The organism is Bradyrhizobium sp. (assembly GCF_030654605.1).
Lineage (GTDB): Bacteria > Pseudomonadota > Alphaproteobacteria > Rhizobiales > Xanthobacteraceae > Bradyrhizobium.
The window spans coordinates 67,572-90,058 of record NZ_JAURXB010000065.1 but is presented as its reverse complement, the minus strand read 5'-3'; the positions used below and the strand labels follow the sequence as shown (position 1 = coordinate 90,058).

Sequence of the window (22,487 nt, the reverse complement as noted above, 5' to 3'; positions counted from 1 at the left end):
TTCCAGAGACGCCGACGACAGAGCCGAGAAGCTGCGGCGTACTGGATCCCCGCATGCGCGGGGATGACGAGTTGAGTGTGTATCGCGCTTACGTTGCTTGCGACGGAAGTGCTCAAATCGTCTGATTATACGCGCCGACTTCGGGATGTGTCCGCAGCACCACGTTCATCGCCTCGAACAGATCGTGCATGCGCTGTTCGCTGACCGGGCTCTCGACTACGACCACCAGTTCCGGCTTGTTGGACGACGCCCGCACCAGGCCCCAGCTGCCGTCCTCGACGGTGACGCGCACGCCGTTGACGGTGACGAGATCGCGGATCTTTTGCCCGGCGACTTTCTCACCCTGCTTCTGCATCGCCTCGAAATGCTTCACCACGGCATCGACGACGCCGTATTTGGTTTCGTCGGCGCAATGCGGCGACATCGTCGGCGACGACCAGGTCTTCGGCAGCGCGTCCTTCAGATCCGCCATCGACTTGCCGGGCGCGCGATCCAGCATCTCGCAGATCGCAATCGCGGAGATCAGGCCGTCGTCATAGCCGCGGCCGAGCGGCGCGTTGAAGAAGAAGTGACCGGATTTCTCGAAGCCGGCCAGCGCGCCCAGCTCGTTGGTGCGGCGCTTCATGTAGGAATGGCCGGTCTTCCAGTACGTGACTTTTGCACCCTGCTTTTGCAGCACCGGATCGGTGACGAACAGGCCGGTGGATTTCACGTCCACCACGAATTCCGCATTCGCGATGACCGCCGACATATCGCGCGCCAGCATGACGCCGACCTTGTCCGCAAAAATTTCCTCGCCTGAATTGTCGACCACGCCGCAGCGATCGCCGTCGCCGTCGAAGCCGAGGCCGACATCGGCCTTGTGCGCCAGCACCGCATCGCGAATCGCGTGCAGCATTTCCATGTCTTCGGGATTGGGATTGTATTTCGGGAAGGTGTGATCGAGCTCGGTGTCGAGCGGCACCACCTCGCAGCCGATCGCCTGCATCACCTGCGGCGCGAACGCGCCGGCGGTTCCGTTGCCGCAGGCGACCACGACCTTCAGCTTGCGCTTCAGTTTTGGGCGTTTGGTGAGGTCGGCGATGTAGCGCGCCGGAAAGTTCTCGTGAAACTGATAGAAGCCGCCGACCTTGTTGTTGAACTCGGCGTTGAGCACGATCTCCTTCAGCCGGGTCATCTCGTCCGGCCCGAAGGTCATGGGACGGTTGGCGCCCATCTTGACGCCGGTCCAGCCATTGTCGTTATGCGACGCCGTCACCATCGCCACGCAGGGCACGTCGAGATCGAACTGCGCAAAATACGCCATCGGCGTCATGCACAGCCCGATGTCGTGAACCTTGCAGCCGGAGGCCAGCAGCCCCGAAATCAGCGCGTATTTGATCGAGGCGGAATAGCCGCGGAAATCGTGCCCGGTGACGACTTCCTGCTTGACGCCGAGCTCCGCGATCAGCGCGCCCAGCCCCATGCCCAGCGCCTGGATGCCCATCAGGTTGATTTCCTTGCCGAACAGCCAGCGCGCGTCGTATTCGCGAAAGCCGGTCGCCTTCACCATCGGCTCGGATTCATAGGCATAGGTGTTCGGAACCAGCGCGGGTTTCGGCTTCGGAAACATTCAGGCCTCGTGGTGAAAGGTAAAAAGAGGGCACCGCACCCATAGCGAATGCACGGCCGCGGCGAAAGGCAGGATCGGCGTTGTGGCGACTAAATAAGGCGGATTGGCAGCGAATTCTGCCTATTGCTCAAGCACCAGCCTGCCGTTGGCGTACTCGAACCGCTTCAGCTTCGACAGGAACGAGAGGCCGAGCAGATTTTCCGACAAGGCCTCATCGGGCAGCACCATGGCATCGACGTCGCGCACCACGATGCCGTCGAGTTCGACCATGGCGAGCCGCGTGCGAGCCGCCTTGATGGTGCCGTTGGCGGTCGAGACGGTCGTGGTGTAATCGCTGCGGTTGGGGCGAAAGCCGAACCGCGCCGCGGACTTCTCGTTCAGCGCCACCACGGAGGCGCCAGTATCGACCATGAAGCCGATCCGCTGGCCGTCGATCCGGCCCTCGGTCTGGAAGTGACCGCGAGCGTCGCGCGGAATGCTGAGGCTGCGGCCGCTGGTCTGGACCGGCGCTTCGACGGGAGCTTTCTGGGCGACGTTTTTGGCGAGCGCCGGCGATGCCGTCATCTTGTCCGCCAGCTGTGCCATGATGGTGCCGAGGCCGACCAGGAACGCGGCCATGATCATAATGCTACGCATACGCCACACTCACTCGGAAGACCCGCGATCTCACCACATCCGCCACCAGCCCGCGACCGAATGGCGGCGGCGGAGACTGCCATTTTGGCTAAAAGGATGAGCGAAGGGTTAACGGGGGCACTGAAGTCGTCATGCCCGCGAAGGCGGGCATCCAGTACGCTGTGCCCTCTCGGATCTATCGCTGACGTCCCGGAGTACTGGATCACCCGCCTGCGCGGGTGATGACAGCTTGAGGCCAGCCGCTCACGTCCCCCGCGGCTTCACCCGCCTTGTCGGCGCAGCACTCGCGGGATCCTCGGGCCAGGGATGCCGCGGATAGCGTCCGCGGAGGTCGGAACGCACCGCCGCATAGCTGCCGCGCCAAAATCCCGGCAGGTCGCGCGTCACCTGCACCGGGCGGTGCGCCGGCGACAGCAGTTCAAGCACCAGCGGCACCGCGCCCTTGGCGATCGACGGGTGGGTGTTGAGCCCGAACAATTCCTGCAGTCTCACCGCGATCGTGGGCCCCTGCTCGGCCTCGTAGTCGATCGCCAGCTGGGTGCCGGTCGGTGCCTCGAAATGGGTCGGCGCCTCGCGCTCCAGCCGCGCGCGCAATTCCCAGGGCAGCAGCGTCATCAGCGCGTCCGACAGATCGCCGGCCGAAAGGTCCTTCAGCGCCGTCTTGTCATACAGCGCCGGCACCAGCCACGCCTCGCGCTGTAGCGCCAGCGCTTCATCCGACAGGTCAGGCCAGCTTTCGCCTTCGGCCTTGCGCAAAAACATCACGCGATCTCGCCACTGCTTTGCCGGCTTCGACCAGGGCAGCCGGTCGAGGCCGACGGCGACCAGCCCATCGGCCAGCACGCGCGCGGTTTCCGCCGAAGGTTTCAGCGCCATCGGCGTTTCCGACAGCGTGATCGCATGCAGGGTTTTCCGGCGCCGCGCCCGCAACGCCATCGCGCCGCGATCGAAGGAAATCTCGTCGGCGCTCTCGATCTGGTCGGCGAAGTGCCGCTCGATATCGGATTGCAGGATCGGCGCCGCCAGCAGGATACGGCCGTTGGCAGCCGTGCCGGTGAGTTCGGCGACCGCGACATAGGGCGCGCGCGCCAGCGCGGAAGTCTGGTCGACCGCGGCGCCGCGGCCGTTGGCGAGCACAAAACTGCCATTGCCGCGGTTGCGCGCGACGCGGTCAGGAAAGGCGAGCGCGAGCATCACGCCGGTCGAAGGCGACGTGTCTTCGGCGGGCGCGCCCTCGGTGGCCGCGACCTGCGACGCCCAGCGCTGCGCGAGCGAGCGCGCACTGCTCGAGCGCTGCGAGCGGTCGCGGCGAAATTGGTCGAGCCTGGCGTCGAGATCGACGCTGTCGCCGCCGAGGCCGCGCTCGGTCAGCACCGCCGCGATATCGGCGGCTTCTTCGCCCGCGCCGAGGCGGTGCGAATCCACGATCATCCGCGCCAGCCGGGGCGGCAGCGCCAGTTCGCGCAGGCTCTTGCCTTCCGCGGTGATCCGGCCATCGGAATCGAGCGCGCCGAGCTCGCCGAGCAGGCTGCGCGCTTCCTTCAGCGCCGGCGCCGGCGGCGGATCGAGGAACGCCAGCGTGGCGGGATCGCTGACGCCCCATTGCGCGAGGTCGAGCACCAGCGAGGAAAGATCGGCGGAAAGGATTTCGGGCTGGGTATAGGCCGCGAGCGACGCGGTCTGCGGCTCGTCCCACAACCGGTAGCAAACGCCGGGCTCGGTGCGTCCGGCCCGGCCACGGCGCTGGTCGACCGCGGCGCGCGAGGCGCGCACGGTCTCCAGCCGCGTGAGGCCGATATCCGGCTCGTAGCGCGGCACCCGCGCCACGCCTGAGTCCACCACGATGCGGACGCCCTCGATGGTCAGTGAGGTCTCCGCGATCGAGGTCGCCAGCACCACCTTGCGCTGGCCTTTCGGCGCCGGCGCAATGGCGCGGTCCTGCACGGCGGCGTCGAGCGCGCCGAACAGCGGCACGATCTCGATCGACGCATCGTGGATTCGCTCGCCGAGAAAGTTTTGCGTGCGGCGGATTTCTGCGGCCCCCGGCAGAAACGCCAGCACCGAGCCCGGATCGGCGCGCAGCGCCATCGCGATCGCATCGGCCATCTGCCGCTCCAGCGGCGCATCGGCCTTGCGGCCGAGATAGCGGGTCTCCACCGGAAAGGCGCGGCCCTCGCTGGATATGACCTTGGCATCGCCGAGCAGCTTTGCGACCCGCGCCCCGTCCAGCGTCGCCGACATCACGAGAATGCGCAGATCATCGCGCAGGCCGACCTGTGCGTCGCGTGCCAGCGCGAGCCCCATATCGGCATCGAGCGAACGCTCGTGGAATTCGTCGAACAGCACCGCGGCGACGCCGGACAATTCGGGATCGTCGAGAATCTGCCGCGAGAAAATGCCCTCGGTGACGACTTCGATCTTTGTGGCGCGCGAGACTTTGGAGCCGAAGCGGACGCGGTAGCCGACGGTCTCGCCGGCGCGTTCGCCCAGCGTCTTCGCCATCCGCTCGGCGCTGGCGCGGGCCGCAATCCGGCGCGGCTCCAGCATGATGATCTTCTTGCCCCGCAGCCACGGCGCGTCGAGCAGCGCCAGCGGCACCCGCGTGGTCTTGCCGGCGCCGGGCGGCGCCACCAGCACCGCGGCGTTGTTGTCCGCGAGCGTACGGGACAACTGGTCCAGCACGGCGTCGATCGGGAGCGGGGTGTCGAAGCTGCGGGGCAATCAAGGCTCGCGTCGGGTTCTTCCCCTCTCCCCTTGTGGGAGAGGGTGGCGCCTCACGAAGTGAGGCGACGGGTGAGGGGTCTGTGTCCGCGGATAGAGACCCCTCATCCGGCGCGGACGTTGTCCGCGCCACCTTCTCCCACAAGGGGAGAAGGGAAGAAAGTGCGTCAGTTCCGGGGCTCGGGCGCGCGACCGACGCTCTCATAAGTAAAGCCCAGCGCCGCCATGTCCTCCGGGCGGTAGACATTGCGCAAGTCGACCACGACCGGCTGCGCCAGTTCCTGCTTCAGCCGCGCCAGATCGAGCGTGCGGTACTGCACCCATTCGGTCACCACCACCATGGCGTCGGCGCCGCGCACGCACTCGTAGGGATCGTCGCAATATTCGATATCGGGCAATTCGCGGCGCGCCTGCTCCATGCCGACCGGGTCATGCGCGCGCACCCTGGCGCCCATGTCGAGCAGCCCGGTCACCAGCGGGATCGAGGGCGCCTCGCGCATGTCGTCGGTGTCGGGCTTGAAGGTGAGGCCGAGCACGGCGACGGTCTTGCCGCGCAGGCTGCCGCCGGCCGCGTTCGACACCTTGCGCGCCATCGCGCGCTTGCGGTTGTCGTTGACCGCCAGCACCGCCTCGACGATCCGCAAATGGACGTCGTGGTCGAGCGCGATTTTTACAAGCGCGCGGGTGTCCTTCGGGAAGCAGGACCCGCCGAAGCCCGGGCCGGCATGCAGGAATTTCGAACCGATGCGATTGTCGAGCCCGATGCCGCGCGCGACTTCCTGCACATCGGCTCCGACCTTTTCGGCGAGATCGGCGATCTCGTTGATGAAGGTGATCTTGGTGGCGAGGAAGGCGTTGGCGGCGTACTTGATCAGCTCCGCCGTGCGCCGCGCCGTGAACATCAAGGGCGCCTGATTCAGCGACAGCGGCCGGTAGATGTCGCCCAGCACTTTTCGCGCCCGCTCGTCCGAGGTGCCGACCACGATGCGGTCGGGGAACTTGAAGTCACGGATCGCCGCACCTTCGCGCAGGAATTCCGGATTGGAAGCGACCGCGACCTCGGCCAGGGGATTGGCTTCGAGAATCAGCCGCTCGACCTCGTCGCCGGTGCCGACCGGCACGGTCGATTTGGTCACCACCACCGTGAAGCCGGAAAGCGCTGCGGCGATCTCGCGGGCGGCGGTGTGGACGTAGCTCAGGTCGGCGTGGCCGTCGCCGCGCCGCGACGGCGTGCCGACGGCGATGAACACCGCATCGGCCGCGGCGACCGGTTCGGCGAGATCGGTGGTGAAATCCAGCCGTCCGGCCTTCACATTGGCGGCGACCAGCGCATCGAGCCCGGGCTCGAAAATCGGGATTTCGCCGCGACGCAGGCTGGCGATCTTGTCGACGTCCTTGTCGACGCAGGTGACCTGGTGGCCGAAATCCGCGAAGCAGGCGCCGGACACCAGTCCCACATAGCCGGTGCCGATCATGGCAATGCGCATGAAATATCCAAATCGTCATGGTTAACGCAGGGGCGCAAGGCGCGTCTGCGCGCCCAAGGGCGCGAAGCGCGTCCGCGTCCCCGGCTCTCGCCGCGTCTTAGAGCATTTTCCTGTGACAAGGAAAACCCGCCCAAAGGCGGCCCAACAAGCCCCCCTGGGGAGGATCACATCGGCGCGAGAACGGCACATTCCTTGATAGGAATAAGGCAATCGAAACTTTGGGGCCCGAAGATGCCCCCAATCCGCGCCGAAAAGGGACACCGATGACACCAAACGGCACATCCGCCGTTGCCGAGCGTTCCCTGGCTGCAGGGCAGCCCGCGCCGCGCATCGACTGGGTCGACTACGCCAAGGGCATCTGTATCGTCATGGTGGTGATGATGCATTCGGTGCTGGGGGTCGAGGCGGCCACCGGGCAGACCGGCTTCATGCATTTCCTGGTCGCATTCGCCAAACCGTTCCGGATGCCGGATTTCTTCCTGATCTCCGGGCTGTTCCTGGCGGTCGTGATCGACCGCGACTGGCGCACCTATCTCGACCGCAAGGTGGTGCACTTCGCCTATTTCTATGTGCTGTGGGTGACCATCCAGTTCGGCTTCAAGGCGCCCTCCTTTGCCGCCGAGAGCGGCTGGGCCCATGTCGGCCTGATGTACCTGCAATCCTTCATCGAGCCATTCGGCACATTGTGGTTCATCTATCTGCTGCCGGTGTGCTTCGTGGTCAGCAAGGCAACTCGCCACATGCCGCCGCTGGCCATCTGGGCCGTGGCGGCGCTGCTGGAGGCCGCGCACATCTCGACCGGCTGGACCGTGATCGACGAATTCGCCGCGCGCTTCGTCTATTTCTATTCCGGTTACTGGCTCGCGGGCTATGTGTTCGCATGGTCCGACCGCGCCCGGGCGCGTCCCGGCTGGGCGCTGGCGGGTCTGGCGCTGTGGACGCTCGTCAATGGCGGCCTCGTCGAACTGGGTGTCAGCGAATGGCCGGTGGTCTCGCTGGCGCTCGGGCTCGCCGGCGCGCTCGCCATCGTCACCATGGGCACGCTGCTGGCGCGCATGCAATGGCTGAAGGTCCTGCGCTACTGCGGCGAGCATTCCATCATCATCTATCTCGCCTTCTTCCTGCCGATGGCGGCGACGCGAACGCTGTTGCTGCAGACCGGCCTGATTCACGGCATCGGGACGATATCGCTTGTCGTCACGGTCGCCGGCGTCGTCGGCGCGATAGCAATCTGGCGAGCCGCCCTTGCGGCCGGCGCGAATTTCCTGTTCGAACGCCCGGCCGCATTCTGGGTTGTGCCGAAGAAGGCGCGGCCGGCGCTGCAGGCGGCGGAGTAGATCTCGCTACGCGCATCACCCACAACTGTCATCGCCCGGCCCTTGACCGGGCGACCCAGTATTCCAGAAGCAGCAGCGATAGAACCGAGAGGCCTCGGCGTACTGGATCGCCCGGTCAAGGGCCGGGCGACGACAAGATCAGTTAACCCCCTCGATCTTCACGCCATCCTTCATCCCGGTCAGCTTGCCGCGAAACGCGTCGACGTCGCCGAAATCCGCAAAGCCCTGGTAATGCGGGTGCGGACCGAGCACGCGGCGGGCGTGCTTGATCGGGCACCAGTAGACCTCGGTGCGCGCCGCCACCTCGCGCACAAACGCGATCGCGCCGTTGGCGTAGGAGCAATAGGCGCAATTGATCTTCTCGATGATGTTGAGATAGGCGAGATGGTGACGGTCGAACACCAGGTAATCGCGGCGGCGAACTTTCGGGATCCTGTAGATCGGAAAGCAGATCGCCTGATAGGCCATGGCCCAGAGGTCAACCAGCGCGATCGGGATGACAAGTGAATAGATCACCGGCGCGCTCAGGATCATCAGCGGATTGGCGTCGATGAGGTAGCGCGTCGCCCGGGTCTTGAGTTCGCGGTGGATCCGCAGCACCTCCCGCTCGAACACGATCCGGCGGTTTTCGAGATGGAAGCGCAGTTCCTCCCTCCGTTTCGCCAGTTCGACCTCGATTTCGGCCTGGACCTCCCGCAGCTTCCCCAAGAGTTCGTCGAGTTGCGCGGTCATGGTTGATCCTTCCGGTCGTGCCTGGGCCGCAGGGGTTCATGGAACGGAGGCCGACGCAACCGATTCGAGGGAACGGCTGCTGCGAAAAATCCCGGCACATCGCGGCTTCGAAGGCTGTCAATCCCCGCAAAAATCCCTAAGTTGCGGCCATGCCGAAAACAGCCCCAAAAGCCGCCGCCAAGCCCGTTGCCGTCAAAGCCTCTGCCGTCCAGGCCTCTGTAAGGGCCTTGGCCAAGGGCGACCACGTCTTTCTGGTCGACGGCTCCGGCTATATTTTCCGCGCCTACCACGCGCTGCCGCCGCTGAACCGCAAATCCGACGGCCTGCAGGTCAATGCCGTGCTCGGCTTCTGCAACATGCTGTGGAAGCTGCTGCGCGACATGCCGCCAGACAACCGGCCGACCCATCTCGCCATCGTGTTCGACAAGTCGGAAGTCACTTTCCGCAACAAGCTCTATCCCGACTACAAGGCGCACCGGCCGCCGGCGCCGGACGATCTGATCCCGCAATTTGCCTTTATCCGCGAGGCGGTGCGCGCATTCGACCTGCCCTGCCTCGAACAGGGTGGCTTCGAGGCCGACGACCTGATCGCGACCTACGCCCGCGAAGCCAGCGAGCGCGGCGCCACTACAACGATCGTCTCGTCCGACAAGGACCTGATGCAACTCGTCGACGACAAGGTGACGATGTACGACACCATGAAGGACCGCCGCATCGGTGTTGCCGAGGTGATCGAGAAGTTCGGCGTGCCGCCGGCGAAGGTGGTCGAGGTGCAGGCGCTGGCCGGCGATTCCACCGACAACGTGCCCGGCGTGCCCGGCATCGGCATCAAGACCGCCGCCCAGCTGATCGCCGAATATGGCGACCTGGAAACGCTGCTGGCGCGCGCGGGCGAGATCAAGCAGCCGAAGCGGCGCGAGTCATTGATCGAGAATGCCGGGAAGGCGCGTATCTCGCGGCAGCTGGTGCTGCTCGACGACAAGGTCAAGCTCGACGTGCCGCTCGACGAACTCGCGGTGCATGAGCCGGACGCGCGCAAGCTGATCGCGTTCCTGAAGGCAATGGAATTTTCCACCCTGACCCGCCGCGTCGCCGAATATTCGCAGATCGACCCGTCGGATGTGGAAGCCGATGCGAATAATACGAGTGGTGGCAAAGGCTCCTCCTCGCCTCCCCCGCTTGCGGGGGAGGTCGACGCCCGCAGGGCGGCGGGTGGGGGCCTCTTCGATTTCGCAGGCGGAGGCACCCCCACCCCTCGAGACGAGCTTCGCTCGCTCGGGACCTCCCCCGCAAGCGTGAGAGGGAGCGCTCCACCGCGCAAGCCAGGGGACCGTCAGGACAAGGCGGGCAGCCTCAAGGGCGACCCCATTTCGCTCGCAAACGCGCGCGCCGAGGCGGCGCGAAAGACGCCGATCGACCGCAGCAAGTACCTGACCGTCCGCACGCTCGCCGAACTCGACGGCTGGCTCGCGCGGGCGCACGACGCCGGCCATTTCGCCATCGAAGCCAAGGCGACCTCGATCGATCCGATGCAGGCCGAGATGTGCGGCATCGCGCTGGCGTTGGCGCCGAACGACGCCTGTTATATTCCGCTCGCGCACAAGCAATCGGGCGACGGCTCCGGCCTGTTCGCGGCGGGGCTCGCGCCCGACCAGATCAAGGCCGCCGATGCGATCGAGGCGCTAAAGCCGTTGCTGGAATCGGCCGGCATCCTCAAGATCGGCTTCAACATCAAGTTCAACGCCGTGATGCTGGCGCAACATGGCGTCACCCTGCGCAACCACGACGACGCCCAGCTGATGTCGTATGCGCTCGACGCCGGCCGCAATTCGCACGCGCTCGATGCGCTGGCCGAAAGCCGGCTTGGCCACGCCGTCATCAGCCATGGCGAACTGACCGGCAGCGGCAAGGCGAAACTGACTTTCGATCAGGTTGCGATCGACAGGGCCACCGAATACTCGGCCGAAAGTGCCGACGTGATCCTGCGGCTGTGGAGCGTGCTGAAGCCGCGGCTGGCCGCCGAACACATGACCACGGTGTATGAGACGCTGGAGCGGCCGCTGATCTCGGTGCTGGCGCGGATGGAGCGGCGCGGCATCTCGATCGACCGCCAGGTGCTGTCAAGACTGTCGGCCGATTTCGCCCAGACCGCTGCGCGCGTCGAATCGGAGATCCAGGAGATCGCCGGCGAGCCGGTCAATGTCGGCAGCCCGAAGCAGATCGGCGACATCCTGTTCGGCAAGATGGGCCTTCCCGGCGGCACCAAGACCAAGACCGGGGCGTGGTCGACCACGGCGCAGGTGCTGGACGAACTCGCCGAGCAGGGCCACGACCTTCCCAAAAAGATTCTGGAGTGGCGGCAGGTTTCAAAACTGAAATCGACCTATACCGATGCGCTGCCGACCTACGTGCATCCGCAGACCCACCGCGTCCACACCACCTACGCGCTGGCGGCGACCACCACGGGGCGGTTGTCGTCGAACGAGCCGAATTTACAGAACATCCCGGTGCGAACCGAGGACGGCAGAAAAATCCGCCGCGCCTTCATTGCCGCCCCCGGCCACAAGCTGGTGTCGGCGGACTATTCGCAGATCGAATTGCGGCTGCTGGCGGAAATCGCCGAGATTCCCGTGCTGAAGCAGGCGTTCAAGGACGGCCTCGACATTCACGCCATGACGGCGTCGGAAATGTTCGGCGTGCCGATCAAGGACATGCCGAGCGAAGTGCGCCGCCGCGCCAAGGCTATCAATTTCGGCATCATCTACGGCATCTCGGCGTTCGGGCTGGCCAACCAGCTCGGCATCGCCCGCGAGGAAGCCTCCGCCTATATCAAGAAGTATTTCGAGCGCTTTCCGGGCATCCGCGCCTACATGGATCAGACGCGCGATTTCTGCCGGGCCAACGGCTATGTCGAGACGCTGTTCGGCCGCAAATGCCACTATCCCGATATCAAGGCTTCCAACGCCTCGATCCGCTCCTTCAACGAACGCGCCGCGATCAACGCGCGGCTGCAGGGCACCGCCGCCGACATCATCCGCCGCGCCATGGCGCGGATGGAAGAGGCGCTCGCCGAAAAGAAACTCTCGGCGCAGATGCTGCTGCAGGTGCACGACGAGTTGATCTTCGAAGTGCCCGATGATGAGGTCGCCGCGACCATTCCTGTGGTGCAGCATGTCATGCAGGACGCGCCATTCCCGGCGGTGCTGCTGTCGGTGCCGCTGCATGTCGACGCCAGGGCGGCGAACAATTGGGACGAGGCGCATTGAGTCGATGAGGCGAACTCTTCCTTACCTCTCCCGCTTGCGGGGGTCGAGACGAGCGAAGCTCGCTCTTAGGTCGACGCGCTCGCAAGAGCGCGGCGGGCGGGGGAAATCTCTCGAGTTGCACCGGCATTGCGGAGACACCCCCACCCCGGCCTCCCCCGCAAGCGGGAGAGGGAGCAGATCTGAAGGAGACGCCACATGAGCCGCCATCCCGATTTCGTGCCCCATGGCGTCATTCCCGCGGTGCTGCTGCCGTTCCATGACGACCTGTCGATCGACGAGCCGAGCTTTCGGGCGCACTTGCGCGATGTCGGCTCGGTGCAGGGCCTGTCGGCGATCACGATCAATGCCCACTCCACCGAGGTCGCCTCCTGCACCGAGGACGAGCAGCGCCGCGTTATGGAGATATCAGGCGAGGAAATCGGTGCCAGGCTGCCGATTATTCACGGCGTCTGGGCCGACGGCAGCCTGCAGGCGGCGCGGATCGCCCGCCAGGCGCAGGCCGGCGACGCTTCGGCGCTGCTGGTTTTTCCGCCGGCTCCCTTCACGCTCGGCCAGTCCCCGGAAATGGCGCTGGCGCATTTCAAGACCATTGCGGATGCGACCGACCTGCCGCTGATCGTTTTTCAGTATCCGCTGGCGACAGGGCAGGGCTATCCCTTGGCGACGCTGGAGCGGCTGTTCGACGAAGTGCCGACCATCCGCGCCATCAAGGACTGGACGCCACAGGTGCCGCAGCACGAGGGCCAGATTCGAGCGTTGCAGGGGCGCGCGCGTCCGATCAATGTGCTCACAACCAACAGCGCCTGGCTCCTGAGTTCGCTGGTGCTCGGCTGCAACGGCCTGCTGTCCGGCTCGGGCAGCGTCATCGCCGATCTTCAGGCCCGGCTCTATCGCGCCGTTCAGGCCAACGATCTCGCGGAAGCCCGTCGGCTCAACGACCGGATCTATCCGACGGCGCAGGTGTTCTACGCCGATCCCTTCATCGACATGCACAACCGCATGAAGGAAGCCTTGGTGCTGCTCGGCAAACTGCCGCGCGCGGCAGTGCGTCCGCCGCTGGTCAAGATATCGGACGCGGAGATCGCGCGGATTCGGGAAGCGCTGGTGGAGGCGGGTCTGCTTGGCGCGCAAACGGCGCAGGGAAGAAACGCGGCATAGTGGGCATCTTCTCCCCTCCCCACCACGCGGCGAAGAGCCGCGCGGGGGGAGGGGAGAAGTAAGAGCCGGCTTTCATTGCATGGGGTTGTTTTCGAGATTTTTCGCAAACCCCTCCCGTCGGCCCTAACCCGCCGCCGCACCAAATTTCCGCGTGTCGCCCTGCGCGCCGCGCACCAGCCGGCCCGGCCGCGCGCCGGTGGCCGTACCATGACGCTGCGTCACCACGCCTGACACGATGGTGGCGTCGTAGCCGTCGACCTGCTGCAGCAGGCGGCGGCCGCCGACCGGCAAATCGTAATGCACCTTGGGCGGATGCAGATGCAGTTTGTCGTAGTTGATGACGTTGATGTCGGCCTTGTAGCCCGGCGCTATCACGCCACGGTCGCAGAGGCCGACCGACAGCGCGGTCTTGCGCGACTGCGCCGCCACCACGAACGGGATCGAGAGTTTTTCGCCGCGGCTGCGGTCGCGGGTCCAGTGCGTCAGCAGATAGGTCGGGAAGCTGGCGTCGCAGATGATGCCGCAATGGGCGCCGCCGTCGGAAAGGCCCGGCACCGAATTCGGATCGCACAACATTTCGCGCGTGGCGTCGAGATTGCCGTCGGCGTAATTCAAAAACGGTACGTAGAGCATGCCGCGGCCCTGGTCCGACAGCATCGCCTCGTAGGCCAGTTCTTCCGGTTGCCGGCCCTGGCGGCGGGCCTGCGCGCCCAGCGTATTCTCCGGCGGCTGCTCGTAATCGGGGGGATCGCCGAGCAGGAACATCTTGTCGTAGTTCGGCCGGAAGAACAGCGGGTCATCGGTCGCGGTCGGCGTCTCGCTCAAAATGGCGGCGCGGACCTCAGGCTGGTGTAGCCGCTGCAACCGCTCGGCCAGCGGCAAATGGGCGATCGCCTTGTAGCTCGGCAGGGTCTGGAAGGGGTTGCGCGACAGCTCCAGCCCGAGCAGCAACCCGACCGGGCGCGCGGCGATCTGAGCGGTGATCGACAGTCCGCGCGCGGAAGCCGCGTTGATGGTGTCGAGGGTCTGGCGCCAGCGCCGCGGCGCCTTGTCGTTCTGGGTGATCGAAAACGACACCGGGATTTTGGTGTTCTCCGCCACCCGCAGCATCATCGGCAGGTCTTCGTCCAGGGTCGACAGATCGAGCACGAACTGGAACACGCTGCGGCCGGTCCGGTGCATGGCGCCGGCAATCGCTGTCAGCTCATCCTCGCTGGCCTTCAGCGTCGGGGTGTAGTCGCCGGTCGAGGTGCGGTGATTGAGGGTGCGCGAGGTCGAAAATCCCAAAGCGCCGGCGCGCACGGCATCGCCGGCCAGCGCGGCCATGGCGCGGTTGTCTTCCGCCGTGGCGGGGTCGCGGTTGGCGCCGCGCTCGCCCATCACATAAACCCGCAACGCGGCGTGCGGCAGTTGCGCGCCGATATCCATGTCGAAGCGGCGCTGCGACAACCAGTCCATGTAGTCCGGAAAGCTCTCCCAGGCCCAGGGAATGCCGGCGCTCAGCACCGGCTCCGGAATGTCCTCGACGCCTTCCATCAGCTGGATCAGCCGGACATGATCTGAAGGCCTGCACGGCGCGAAGCCGACGCCGCAATTGCCCATGATCGCGGTGGTGACGCCGTTCTGCGACGAGGGCGTGATGTCCTGGCTCCAGGTGACCTGGCCGTCATAATGGGTATGGACGTCGACGAAGCCCGGCGTGACCAGTTTGCCGCGCGCGTCGATCTCTTCGGTTCCAGTGCCTGTGATTCTGCCGATCTCGGCAATGCGGCCGCCGGTGACCGCGACATCCGCTTCGAACAGTGCGCCGCCGAGGCCGTCGGCAATGCTGCCGCCACGGATCACGAGATCTGGATTGGAGGCCATGGCGCATCTTCCCGAGGTTCGAATTCTTATGCCGCATCATGAGTTGCGGCGCTGACCTGTCAACCGCCCGGGATGCGGCTCAGGAATGCATCAGGCGGCGCGTTGCCTGCGATCGGTGACCAGCGCCAGCAGCACGGTCAGGGTCATGAACACCACGGAAGCGCCGAACACCCAGTGCGGCATGTGCTGGTCCATGATCCAGCCGTACAGCAGCGGACCGAAGATGCCCGAGAGGTTGAAGCCGGTTGAGACGATGCCGAAAGCGCGGCCGGCGGCACCCGGAGGGGCGGCGTTGCGCACCAGCATGTCGCGCGACGGCGCGATCACGCCGCTGAGAAATCCGGCGATCGCCATCATCCCTGTGAGCAGCAGCGGCGGCAGGGAGGTGGCCGCAATCACCAGCAGGATGACCGCGTTGATGGCAAAACAGGCGGCGGCGACCTGTCCATGGCGGCTGGTGCGGTCGGCGAGATAGCCGCCGGCCAATACGCCAGCGGCGCTGCAGGCGAGAAAGGCCGTCAGCGCGACGTTGGCCGCCTGGAACGAGACCTCGTAGCCCGTCATCAGCGCGACCACGCCGAAATTGCTGATGCCGGCGTTTGAGAGGCCGAGCAGCATGAAGAAGATCGTCAGCACGATGATGGCGGGCGTGATGATGCTTTGCTTCGGCGCGTGCACGCCGTCGACCTTGCGGTCGGCAGCGCTGGCGTCGGGAATGCCGACCGCGATCAGCACCAGCGCCACCAGCAGTCCCACGGCGCCTGCCGCGATCAGCGCACCTGTTCCGCCGACCGTCGCCACCAACGCCGCCATGATGAAAGGCGCCACCGCGCCGCCGAGGAACCCGGCAAAGGTGTGGATCGAAAACGCGCGGCCCATCCGCGCTTCATCCATATGCGCCGACAGGATCGCGTAATCGGCCGGATGATAGACGCTGTTGGCCAGCCCCAGCAGTCCGGCGCAGACCAGCAGCCAGGGATAGCTCAGATTGAGGCCGAGCATGATCAGCGCCAGACCGCCGAGCGTCAGCCCCATCAGCAGCACTTTTCGGGCGCCGATATGGTCGGCGAGGTAGCCGATCGGGGCCTGCGTCAGGCCGGAGACGATTCCGAGCACGGTGATCGCAAAGCCGAGCTCGATATAGCCGACGCCGAGTTGCTCCTTCAGGAACGGGAACAGCATCGGCAGCACGAACAGATGGAAATGGCTGACCCAATGCGCGAGCGAAATCGCCGCCAGCGTCCGCAGCGAACTGTCCGTCTTTCCTTGATTCTTGGTCTGTTGCGGTGCGGCGAGAACGTCGACCATATCTGCGCTGAAAACCCCGTTGAAATGCGGCCCGGCAAGGCGCGCCAAAATACCGGCTACCGGTTATTTGTCCATGAATACCGCTGCATAGCAGCCCCCGCGCTTCACCCTCTCCTCCAGGCGAGGGTAAGAAATCAAACCCAGAGACAAAGCGCGCATGCGCGGGGATGATACCTGCATGGCCGCGTCAGCCCATGTTCCAAGACCGCTCCGGGTACTGGTCCCCGAGGGAAACAGCACGTCCGCGCGCGAGGCGATCACGATTCTCGGACTGTCGGGTCACCACATCGAGGTCTGCGATCCCGCGCCATTCTGCCTGGTGCGGTTCTCGCGCTTTGTTCGCAAATTTCATCGTTGCCCCGGGCTGCGCGATGATCCCTCCGGCTTCCTTGGCTTTGTCGAGCGGCTGCTGGCCACCGGACAATACGATGTGCTGCTGCCCACCCACGAACAGGGGTTTTTGTTCGCGCGCGTGCAGGAGCGGCTGAGGGATCGCGTCGGGCTGGCGCTGCCGGATTTTGCAGGTTATCGCGCCGCGCACAGCAAGGCCGGGTTCAGCCGGCTGCTCGACCGATTGAGCCTGCCGCAGCCGGCGACGCGAATCGTGAATTCGCCGAGCGGACTGTGCGATGCGATAGAATTTCCGTCCGTCGTCAAAACCTCGATCGGCACCGCCAGCCGCGGCATCTGGTTCGTCCGCAACAGCGATGATCTGGATCGCGCGCTGCAGGATCTGAACGCCGTAGGCGCGTTCGCCGATGACGTGCTGGTGCAGGAGTTCGTTGCCGGCACCATCGAGAAGGCGCAAGCGGTGTTCTGCCGCGGCGAATTGCTCGGCTTTCATGCCTATCGGCAGATCGCCGGCGGCGCCGGGGGCGGCGAGGCGATCAAGCAAAGCGTTGTCAGGCCGCAGCTGCGAAGCCATGTCGTCCAAATCGGACGAGCACTCGGCTGGCACGGCGCGTTGTCGGTCGATTGCATCATGCGGGACGATGGAGCGGCGCCGCTGCTGATCGACTGCAATCCGCGGCTGGTCGAACCGATGAGCGCGTATCTCGCCGGCCTCGATCTGGTCGGGCTGCTGCTGCGGATTTCGGTCGGCGAAGTGCCCCCGATGGCGGGCGAAGGCCGCGCGGACGTGCGGACGCATCTGGCGATGCAGGTGCTGTTGGGATGCGCGGCGCGCGGCGGCACGCGGCGCGATCTGATCGGGGAGTGCTGGAATCTCGCGACCGGCGGCGGACCCTACGCCGGCAGCACCGAGGAACTGACGCCGCTGCGGCGGGACTGGATCAGCGCGGTGCCGCTGGCGATGATCGCGACGCTGCTGCTCGCTGTGCCCGGTCGCGGCATCGCGCTCGCCCGCGGCGGCTGGGGCGCTCATCTGCTCGATATCGGAAGTATCCGGCGCATCGAGCGCGAGGAATTCGGCTAGAGTCCAAAACTCTCACTCGTCGTCGTTCGGCTTGACCGGGCGATCCAGTACGCCGCGCCCTCTCGCTTTATCTCGAACGCCTCTGGAATACTGGGTCACCCGGTCAAGTGCCGGGTGATGACACCTTTCATGATTTGCGACTTATGGCGCCCTACAGCGGCTCGTCGTCGTCGCCGCTGCGGTCGCGTTTCGGGGTGGCGATGTCGCCATCCTCGTCATCGTCGTCCTCGACCGGTCGAGGCAGCGGTTTCCGGGGGGTGCCGCCGTCCTTGGTGTCGTTGTTGGGGGGAGGTTCGCTCTTTTTACCGGTTCCGCCCATGTGATCCCTCAAATCGGCTGATTTCGCCACGTTTGATGAGTATATTAGCCGCAGTTGGACAATCTTTCCTGCCTTTTTCCGGCGTTCGGTGTAAAGGGAGGCGCAACCCGAGCATGATCCGGACCCGAAGCGCCGCACAAGCGTGAAGAGCGGGAACCGGTTTTCCCTCGGGTCAAACGCGAAGCGTTTGCCCTGACCTCATGCCAAACCAACGAAATGAAATCATGATCCGACCGGATCGTGATCTGGAGCCCCGATGAAAAAGCCGAAGATCGAAGCCGAAGAACAGCAGCCGCGCAAAATCATTCGCGCCGACAAAGCGCCGACCGAGGGTTACTCGCTGGTGGTGGACGGCCACTTCAAGTCGCACCACGACACCGTCGAAGCCGCCGAAGAGGCCGGCATGGCGTTGAAGAATCGGTACCAGATGCTTCAGGTGCAGGTGTACGACGCCGCCACCAAGACCCGCTCGATGATCGAGTGGCCGGCGCCGGTCTAGTGTCTTTTCACTCCCCTCCGCACCGCTTCGCGGGAGGAGGGGAGAAGAAAATGCGGCTTAGGTCCGGTGGCCGCCGCTCTGCCGCCCGGCCAGCCAATCCGCCAGGACCTGGGCCTTTTCCACCGTCTTCTTTGTTGACGACGTCGACGACTTGGCGCGCGGCTTCTTGACCGCCGCGGGCGGTGCGGAGGCTTCGCGCGCGAGACGCAAGGCTTTCAGCCTGGCCATGTTGTCGAGCACGGCTTTGGTCGTCACGTCGCGATCGGATTTCACGACCTTGGCGTCGTTGGCCGCACGGGCGGCCTTGTTGAAACGCGCATCGGCGCGGTCGCGGTCTTCTTTTGACATTCAGGTCGTCTTCTTTTTCTTGGGTTTGGCCTTGGCCTTCGGCTCCGGCGGCTTTTCGCGGTCGGCGGCTTCGCGCGCCAATCGTTCCTCGCGCAGGGTCGCCGTGCGCTTTCGTATCGCGATATCGGCTGCCGCGATATCGGCCATCGCCTTGATGCCTTCGGCATCCTGGGCGGCCCTTCGGTTCAGCCGGATCTCCTTCAATTCAGCCGGGGTTTTCGGTTCGTCATCCATCGTGTGCCTCGAATTTTACGGCGCGCATCATGGTGCGGCGTCCTGCTGCCCCCTCTTACCATGCATCATGTCGCCAGCGGGCAACTTTAGGCCGGATCTGGAGGCAAAAAGGGCCGGTTTTCGGGCCAAATCCTCAATCGTGGTGAAGGTCGGCCTCGTCGGCATCGGCTTCGAGGCCTGCCGGATCGAGGTTTTGCAGCCATGACTGCAATACCGGCGAGACGTGGCCGGCGGCCTTCAGCTGCCGCAAGGCGATCCGGATGCCGGCGCGGCCGTGGCGGTCTCCTGATATCGCCGACGGCGGCTGTTGCGCTTCGATCGCGTCCCGGACGCGCTGCTTGAGGCCGAGAATTTCAGGGCTACCGAACTCAGCGATCATCGACTGAAAGGCATCATGGCGCGCCGGGTCGAACGGCCGCGCCTCGCCGAATCCGTCGCGCGTCGGATGCGGCGGATAAAGATGCGCACAGGGAACCCAGCCCTCGGGGATGGGCTCGGTCGCCGGATGGGTCCGGCCGTTCTTCAACAGTTTCGGCAACACATGGGTATGCGGCCCCTCGGGACTCCTCCCCGAGGCCGGCGGGATCGGCTGATAGACCTCGATGCGGCCGAGCCGGCTGATGAAGACGCGGTGCGGATTGGCACCAAGGATCAGTCCCATCGCGGGATTGCCTGTTTCGAACACCGCCCGGCCGGCGTGCCGGCGCAGTTGCGCCGCCGTTTCGGGATCATCGATGCGGACACAGAAATCCGCATGCGGCGCGCCGAGGCCGAGATCGAACAGGATTGAATCGCGATCGCTCGCGCGCAACGCCCCGATGTCGGCGCCGAGTTCGGTCAGCGTGGCTCGGCCGCCCATCGCGCCATCGGCTTCGGACAGGCATAGCGCGATGCGCTGATTCCAGCCTGATCTGGCGATGCTTTCGGATGCCAGGGCCCGGTTGCGCGGATGATGCCGGATGGCGATGCCGCCGCGCGCGGTGACCGCCGAGACGGCGTCATCGGATTGCCGCAGGGTGACCGGCTCGTCGGGATCGCGCGAGAACTCGGCGATGGCGCCGAAGGTGCCGAGGCTCCATTGCGTGTCGGGATCGGCGATCGCCCGGTGCAGCAGATCAATGGTCGCGGCATTCATCGTCCGATATTCTCCCGGCGGTTGGGCCGGGAGAATATCGTCTGATACGGTCAGGACAAGCGAGGCGAGGGAGCCTCAGAACGTCGCGCCGGCCTTCACCATCCAGGTCCGGCCCGCCAGCGGATAGGCGCTGAAGCGACCGGCGGTGAACGAACTCGCGATGGCATAGTCGTAATACAGCGCGTTGAGCAGGTTGTTCACGCCGAGCGACCAGAAGAAGTGGCCGTATTCGCCGCTCAGCTTGAAGTCGACCGTGGCGTTGGCCGGAATCCGGCGCTGGGTGTTGGCTTGGTCGTTGTCCATGAAACGCTCGCTCCAGGCCCGCACCGTGGCGTCCGCCACGAGATATTTCTGCCAGATGTTCCAGGCCACGCCGCCGCTGGCGGTGTAGCGGGACACCAGCGGAACATCCATGCCGGCGAAGGCGCCTTCGCGAAACACCGCGCGGGTATAGGCCGCGCCGCCGCGCAGCGTCACGCTGTCGCTGAGCCGCAGCGAAGCGCTGGTCTCGGAGCCGTAGCGCCGGGTCGGGTCGAGGTTGACGTTGTAGAACAGCGCCGGGATGAAATGGATTTCGTTGTCGAGGTCCATGTTGTAGATGCTGGATTGCAGCTGGAACCCGCCCGACTTGATGCGGAAGCCGCCCTCGATGTCGTGCGATGTCTGGGTCTTCAGACTGAAGTTGCCGGGGATGGGGTTGAAGAAGGCATCGAAGGAGGGGCCTGACGACACGCGCTCGTCGACATTCGGCGTGCGGAACGCGCGGGCGGCGCGGCCGAACACCGAAACCACATTGTTGAAGCGATGCTCGGCGCCGACATGCAGCGCGTATTGCGTCTCGTCGCTGTCGAGCGGCAGGTTCTGGGCGCTGAAAGCGAAAGGTGCGGCGGGATCGTAGCGATCCCGGGCGCTGAGGCGGGTGTTCTGAATGCGGGCGCCGTAGGAGACATCGGTGGTCGGCAACAGGCCGATGGTGTGTTGCCAGTAGCCTGCCAGGGTCTGCTGCGACAGGTCGTAGATGTGCCAAGGGGCAAACCCTTTGAATGCGCCGCGATTCTGCTGGAAGGTCGCGTCGTAATAATCGATGCCGGTCAGGATCGAGGAGGGAACTCCGAACATGGCGTCCTTGATGCTCAGGCGGGGCGTGATCGACCATGTCAGCAGGCTGGCATCGACATAGGTGGAGGCGAAACTCGGAAGCGGCGTGGTACCGAAGAATCCGCTCTGCTGCTTCTTGTCCCGTACGCCGCCGTCGATGATCAGGTCGACGCCGTTCATCAGGGTCTTGGTGAAGCCTGCGGTGACGCTGGCGCCCTGCTGGTTGCCGTAGTCGAGCGGGGTGGCGGCGCCGCGGCGGTTGGTGGCGAGTTCGTCGAGTCCGATCGAGGGGTCGACCAGCCGGCCGCCGGGAAAACCCAGCTTCTGGTCGTCGCCCGAAAGGGTCACGAACGCGGAGAGTCCGGGCGTGGTGTAATTGAGGTTGCCGACGCCGTTGCGCTGGTCCAGCGCGTTGTTGACGCGGTAACCGTCGGACTTGATGCCGTTGCCGTAGAACGACGTCGACCACGGGCCGTAATTGGTCGCGGCCGAAACCGAGGCCATGCGCGAATTGAACGAGCCGACGCCGGCCTCGGCGCGCATCTTGACCGGTGGGCCGCCGACGCCGTTCTTCAGCACGATGTTGATGACGCCGCCGACGGCGTTGTCGCCGTACAGCACCGCGCCGCTGTTGCCGCGCGTGATCTCGATGCGCTCGATCGAATCGCGCGGAATGGTCGAGAAATCGACCCCGGCCATGTCGATGTCGTTGAGCCTGCGGCCGTTGATCAGCACCAGGGTGTTGGAGGTCGCGAACGCGCCGAATCCGCGGATGTCGACGCTGGTCTTCACGCCGTTGACGCCGCCATACAGGCTGGTCAGCTGAACGCCGGGCGTCTGCGCAATGATCTCCTGCACGGTCTGCGCCGGAGAGTGCGCGATATCGTCTGCCGTGATGACCGACGTCGATGCGCCGACGATGCCGCTGAACTGCCTGACGGCCGTGACATTGGTCGCGGCCGCGCTGCCTGATGGCGCCGCGTTCGGCCGGCGGGTGGGTGTTGCGCTCGGCGCCACGCGGCGCGAGCCTTGCTCCTGCTCGATTTTCGGCTTTGCGCGGGTGCGGTTTTCGTCCGGTGAGGTGATTTCGATCGGCGGCAGCGCCTGGGCAAGCTGCTGCGCCTTCGCGGCTGAAGCACTGAACAGGGCGGGTACAAGGAAGGTGGTGGCAAGCAAACAGGTGCGACGCCGCTGGGCGGCTGTGGCGAAGATGGCAGACATGGTTCAACCTCGGTATGACGTCAGTGGCACGTCACAGCGAACCAAGTCTCACCATGGTGCTTGCGCACCGCTGGT

Annotated in this window: 17 protein-coding genes; 5 read left to right on the top strand and 12 right to left on the bottom strand. The window is 65.3% G+C overall.

Annotated elements, in window-relative coordinates:
- Positions 1-112 precede the first annotated feature (112 nt).
- From Q7U29_RS05750 to Q7U29_RS05735, 4 genes are all read right to left on the bottom strand, one after another.
- Complete coding sequence (locus Q7U29_RS05750) at positions 113-1,612, bottom strand: phosphomannomutase/phosphoglucomutase (protein ID WP_304739400.1); 1,500 nt, start codon at positions 1,610-1,612, stop codon at positions 113-115.
- 120 nt (positions 1,613-1,732) lie between these two features.
- On the bottom strand, positions 1,733-2,248 hold the full coding sequence (locus Q7U29_RS05745) for a TIGR02281 family clan AA aspartic protease (RefSeq protein ID WP_304739398.1): 516 nt from the start codon (positions 2,246-2,248) through the stop codon (positions 1,733-1,735).
- A gap of 243 nt (positions 2,249-2,491) precedes the next feature.
- Positions 2,492-4,969, bottom strand: a complete 2,478-nt coding sequence (gene hrpB / locus Q7U29_RS05740) for an ATP-dependent helicase HrpB (RefSeq protein ID WP_304739396.1) — start codon at positions 4,967-4,969, stop codon at positions 2,492-2,494.
- A gap of 167 nt (positions 4,970-5,136) precedes the next feature.
- Positions 5,137-6,456, bottom strand: coding sequence for a UDP-glucose/GDP-mannose dehydrogenase family protein (locus tag Q7U29_RS05735; RefSeq protein WP_304739395.1), 1,320 nt, complete (start codon positions 6,454-6,456; stop codon positions 5,137-5,139).
- 263 nt (positions 6,457-6,719) lie between these two features.
- Here Q7U29_RS05735 and Q7U29_RS05730 point away from each other — a divergent pair, with 263 nt between their 5' ends.
- Positions 6,720-7,793, top strand: a complete 1,074-nt coding sequence (locus Q7U29_RS05730) for an acyltransferase family protein (protein ID WP_304739393.1) — start codon at positions 6,720-6,722, stop codon at positions 7,791-7,793.
- 138 nt (positions 7,794-7,931) lie between these two features.
- Here Q7U29_RS05730 and Q7U29_RS05725 read toward each other — a convergent pair whose 3' ends face one another.
- Positions 7,932-8,525, bottom strand: coding sequence for a hypothetical protein (locus Q7U29_RS05725; protein ID WP_304739391.1), 594 nt, complete (start codon positions 8,523-8,525; stop codon positions 7,932-7,934).
- Between the two features lie 149 nt (positions 8,526-8,674).
- On the opposite strand from Q7U29_RS05725, the gene polA reads away from it, so the two are divergent.
- Entirely contained in the window at positions 8,675-11,791 is a 3,117-nt protein-coding gene (polA, locus tag Q7U29_RS05720; RefSeq protein ID WP_304739389.1) for a DNA polymerase I, read from the top strand.
- A 195-nt stretch (positions 11,792-11,986) separates the two neighbouring features.
- Positions 11,987-12,949 (top strand): dihydrodipicolinate synthase family protein, encoded by a 963-nt coding sequence (locus Q7U29_RS05715; RefSeq protein ID WP_304739387.1) that lies wholly within the window; start codon positions 11,987-11,989, stop codon positions 12,947-12,949.
- A gap of 123 nt (positions 12,950-13,072) precedes the next feature.
- On the opposite strand, the gene Q7U29_RS05710 is transcribed toward Q7U29_RS05715, so the two are convergent.
- Positions 13,073-14,815 (bottom strand): amidohydrolase family protein, encoded by a 1,743-nt coding sequence (locus tag Q7U29_RS05710; RefSeq protein ID WP_304739385.1) that lies wholly within the window; start codon positions 14,813-14,815, stop codon positions 13,073-13,075.
- Positions 14,816-14,905: 90 nt separating this feature from the next.
- On the bottom strand, positions 14,906-16,123 hold the full coding sequence (locus Q7U29_RS05705; RefSeq protein ID WP_304739383.1) for an MFS transporter: 1,218 nt from the start codon (positions 16,121-16,123) through the stop codon (positions 14,906-14,908).
- Between the two features lie 178 nt (positions 16,124-16,301).
- Here Q7U29_RS05705 and Q7U29_RS05700 point away from each other — a divergent pair, with 178 nt between their 5' ends.
- Complete coding sequence (locus Q7U29_RS05700) at positions 16,302-17,558, top strand: ATP-grasp domain-containing protein (RefSeq protein WP_304739381.1); 1,257 nt, start codon at positions 16,302-16,304, stop codon at positions 17,556-17,558.
- A 151-nt stretch (positions 17,559-17,709) separates the two neighbouring features.
- On the opposite strand, the gene Q7U29_RS05695 is transcribed toward Q7U29_RS05700, so the two are convergent.
- Positions 17,710-17,877 carry a hypothetical protein gene (locus tag Q7U29_RS05695; protein ID WP_304739379.1) on the bottom strand — a complete coding sequence of 56 codons (168 nt, stop codon included), beginning with the start codon at positions 17,875-17,877 and terminating at the stop codon, positions 17,710-17,712.
- Between the two features lie 256 nt (positions 17,878-18,133).
- Between Q7U29_RS05695 and Q7U29_RS05690 the strand changes: the two genes are divergently transcribed.
- Positions 18,134-18,376 (top strand): hypothetical protein, encoded by a 243-nt coding sequence (locus Q7U29_RS05690; RefSeq protein ID WP_304739377.1) that lies wholly within the window; start codon positions 18,134-18,136, stop codon positions 18,374-18,376.
- Positions 18,377-18,433: 57 nt separating this feature from the next.
- Here the strand turns inward: Q7U29_RS05690 and Q7U29_RS05685 are convergent, their stop codons facing one another.
- The 4 genes from Q7U29_RS05685 to Q7U29_RS05670 form a co-directional block, all read right to left on the bottom strand.
- Positions 18,434-18,724, bottom strand: a complete 291-nt coding sequence (locus Q7U29_RS05685) for a hypothetical protein (RefSeq protein ID WP_304739375.1) — start codon at positions 18,722-18,724, stop codon at positions 18,434-18,436.
- Positions 18,725-18,958, bottom strand: a complete 234-nt coding sequence (locus tag Q7U29_RS05680) for a transcriptional regulator (RefSeq protein ID WP_304739373.1) — start codon at positions 18,956-18,958, stop codon at positions 18,725-18,727.
- 133 nt (positions 18,959-19,091) lie between these two features.
- Positions 19,092-20,093: a hypothetical protein gene (locus tag Q7U29_RS05675; protein ID WP_304739371.1), complete on the bottom strand. Its 1,002-nt coding sequence runs from the start codon at positions 20,091-20,093 to the stop codon at positions 19,092-19,094.
- 75 nt (positions 20,094-20,168) lie between these two features.
- Entirely contained in the window at positions 20,169-22,412 is a 2,244-nt protein-coding gene (locus tag Q7U29_RS05670) for a TonB-dependent receptor (protein ID WP_304739370.1), read from the bottom strand.
- Between the last annotated feature and the right edge of the window lie 75 nt (positions 22,413-22,487).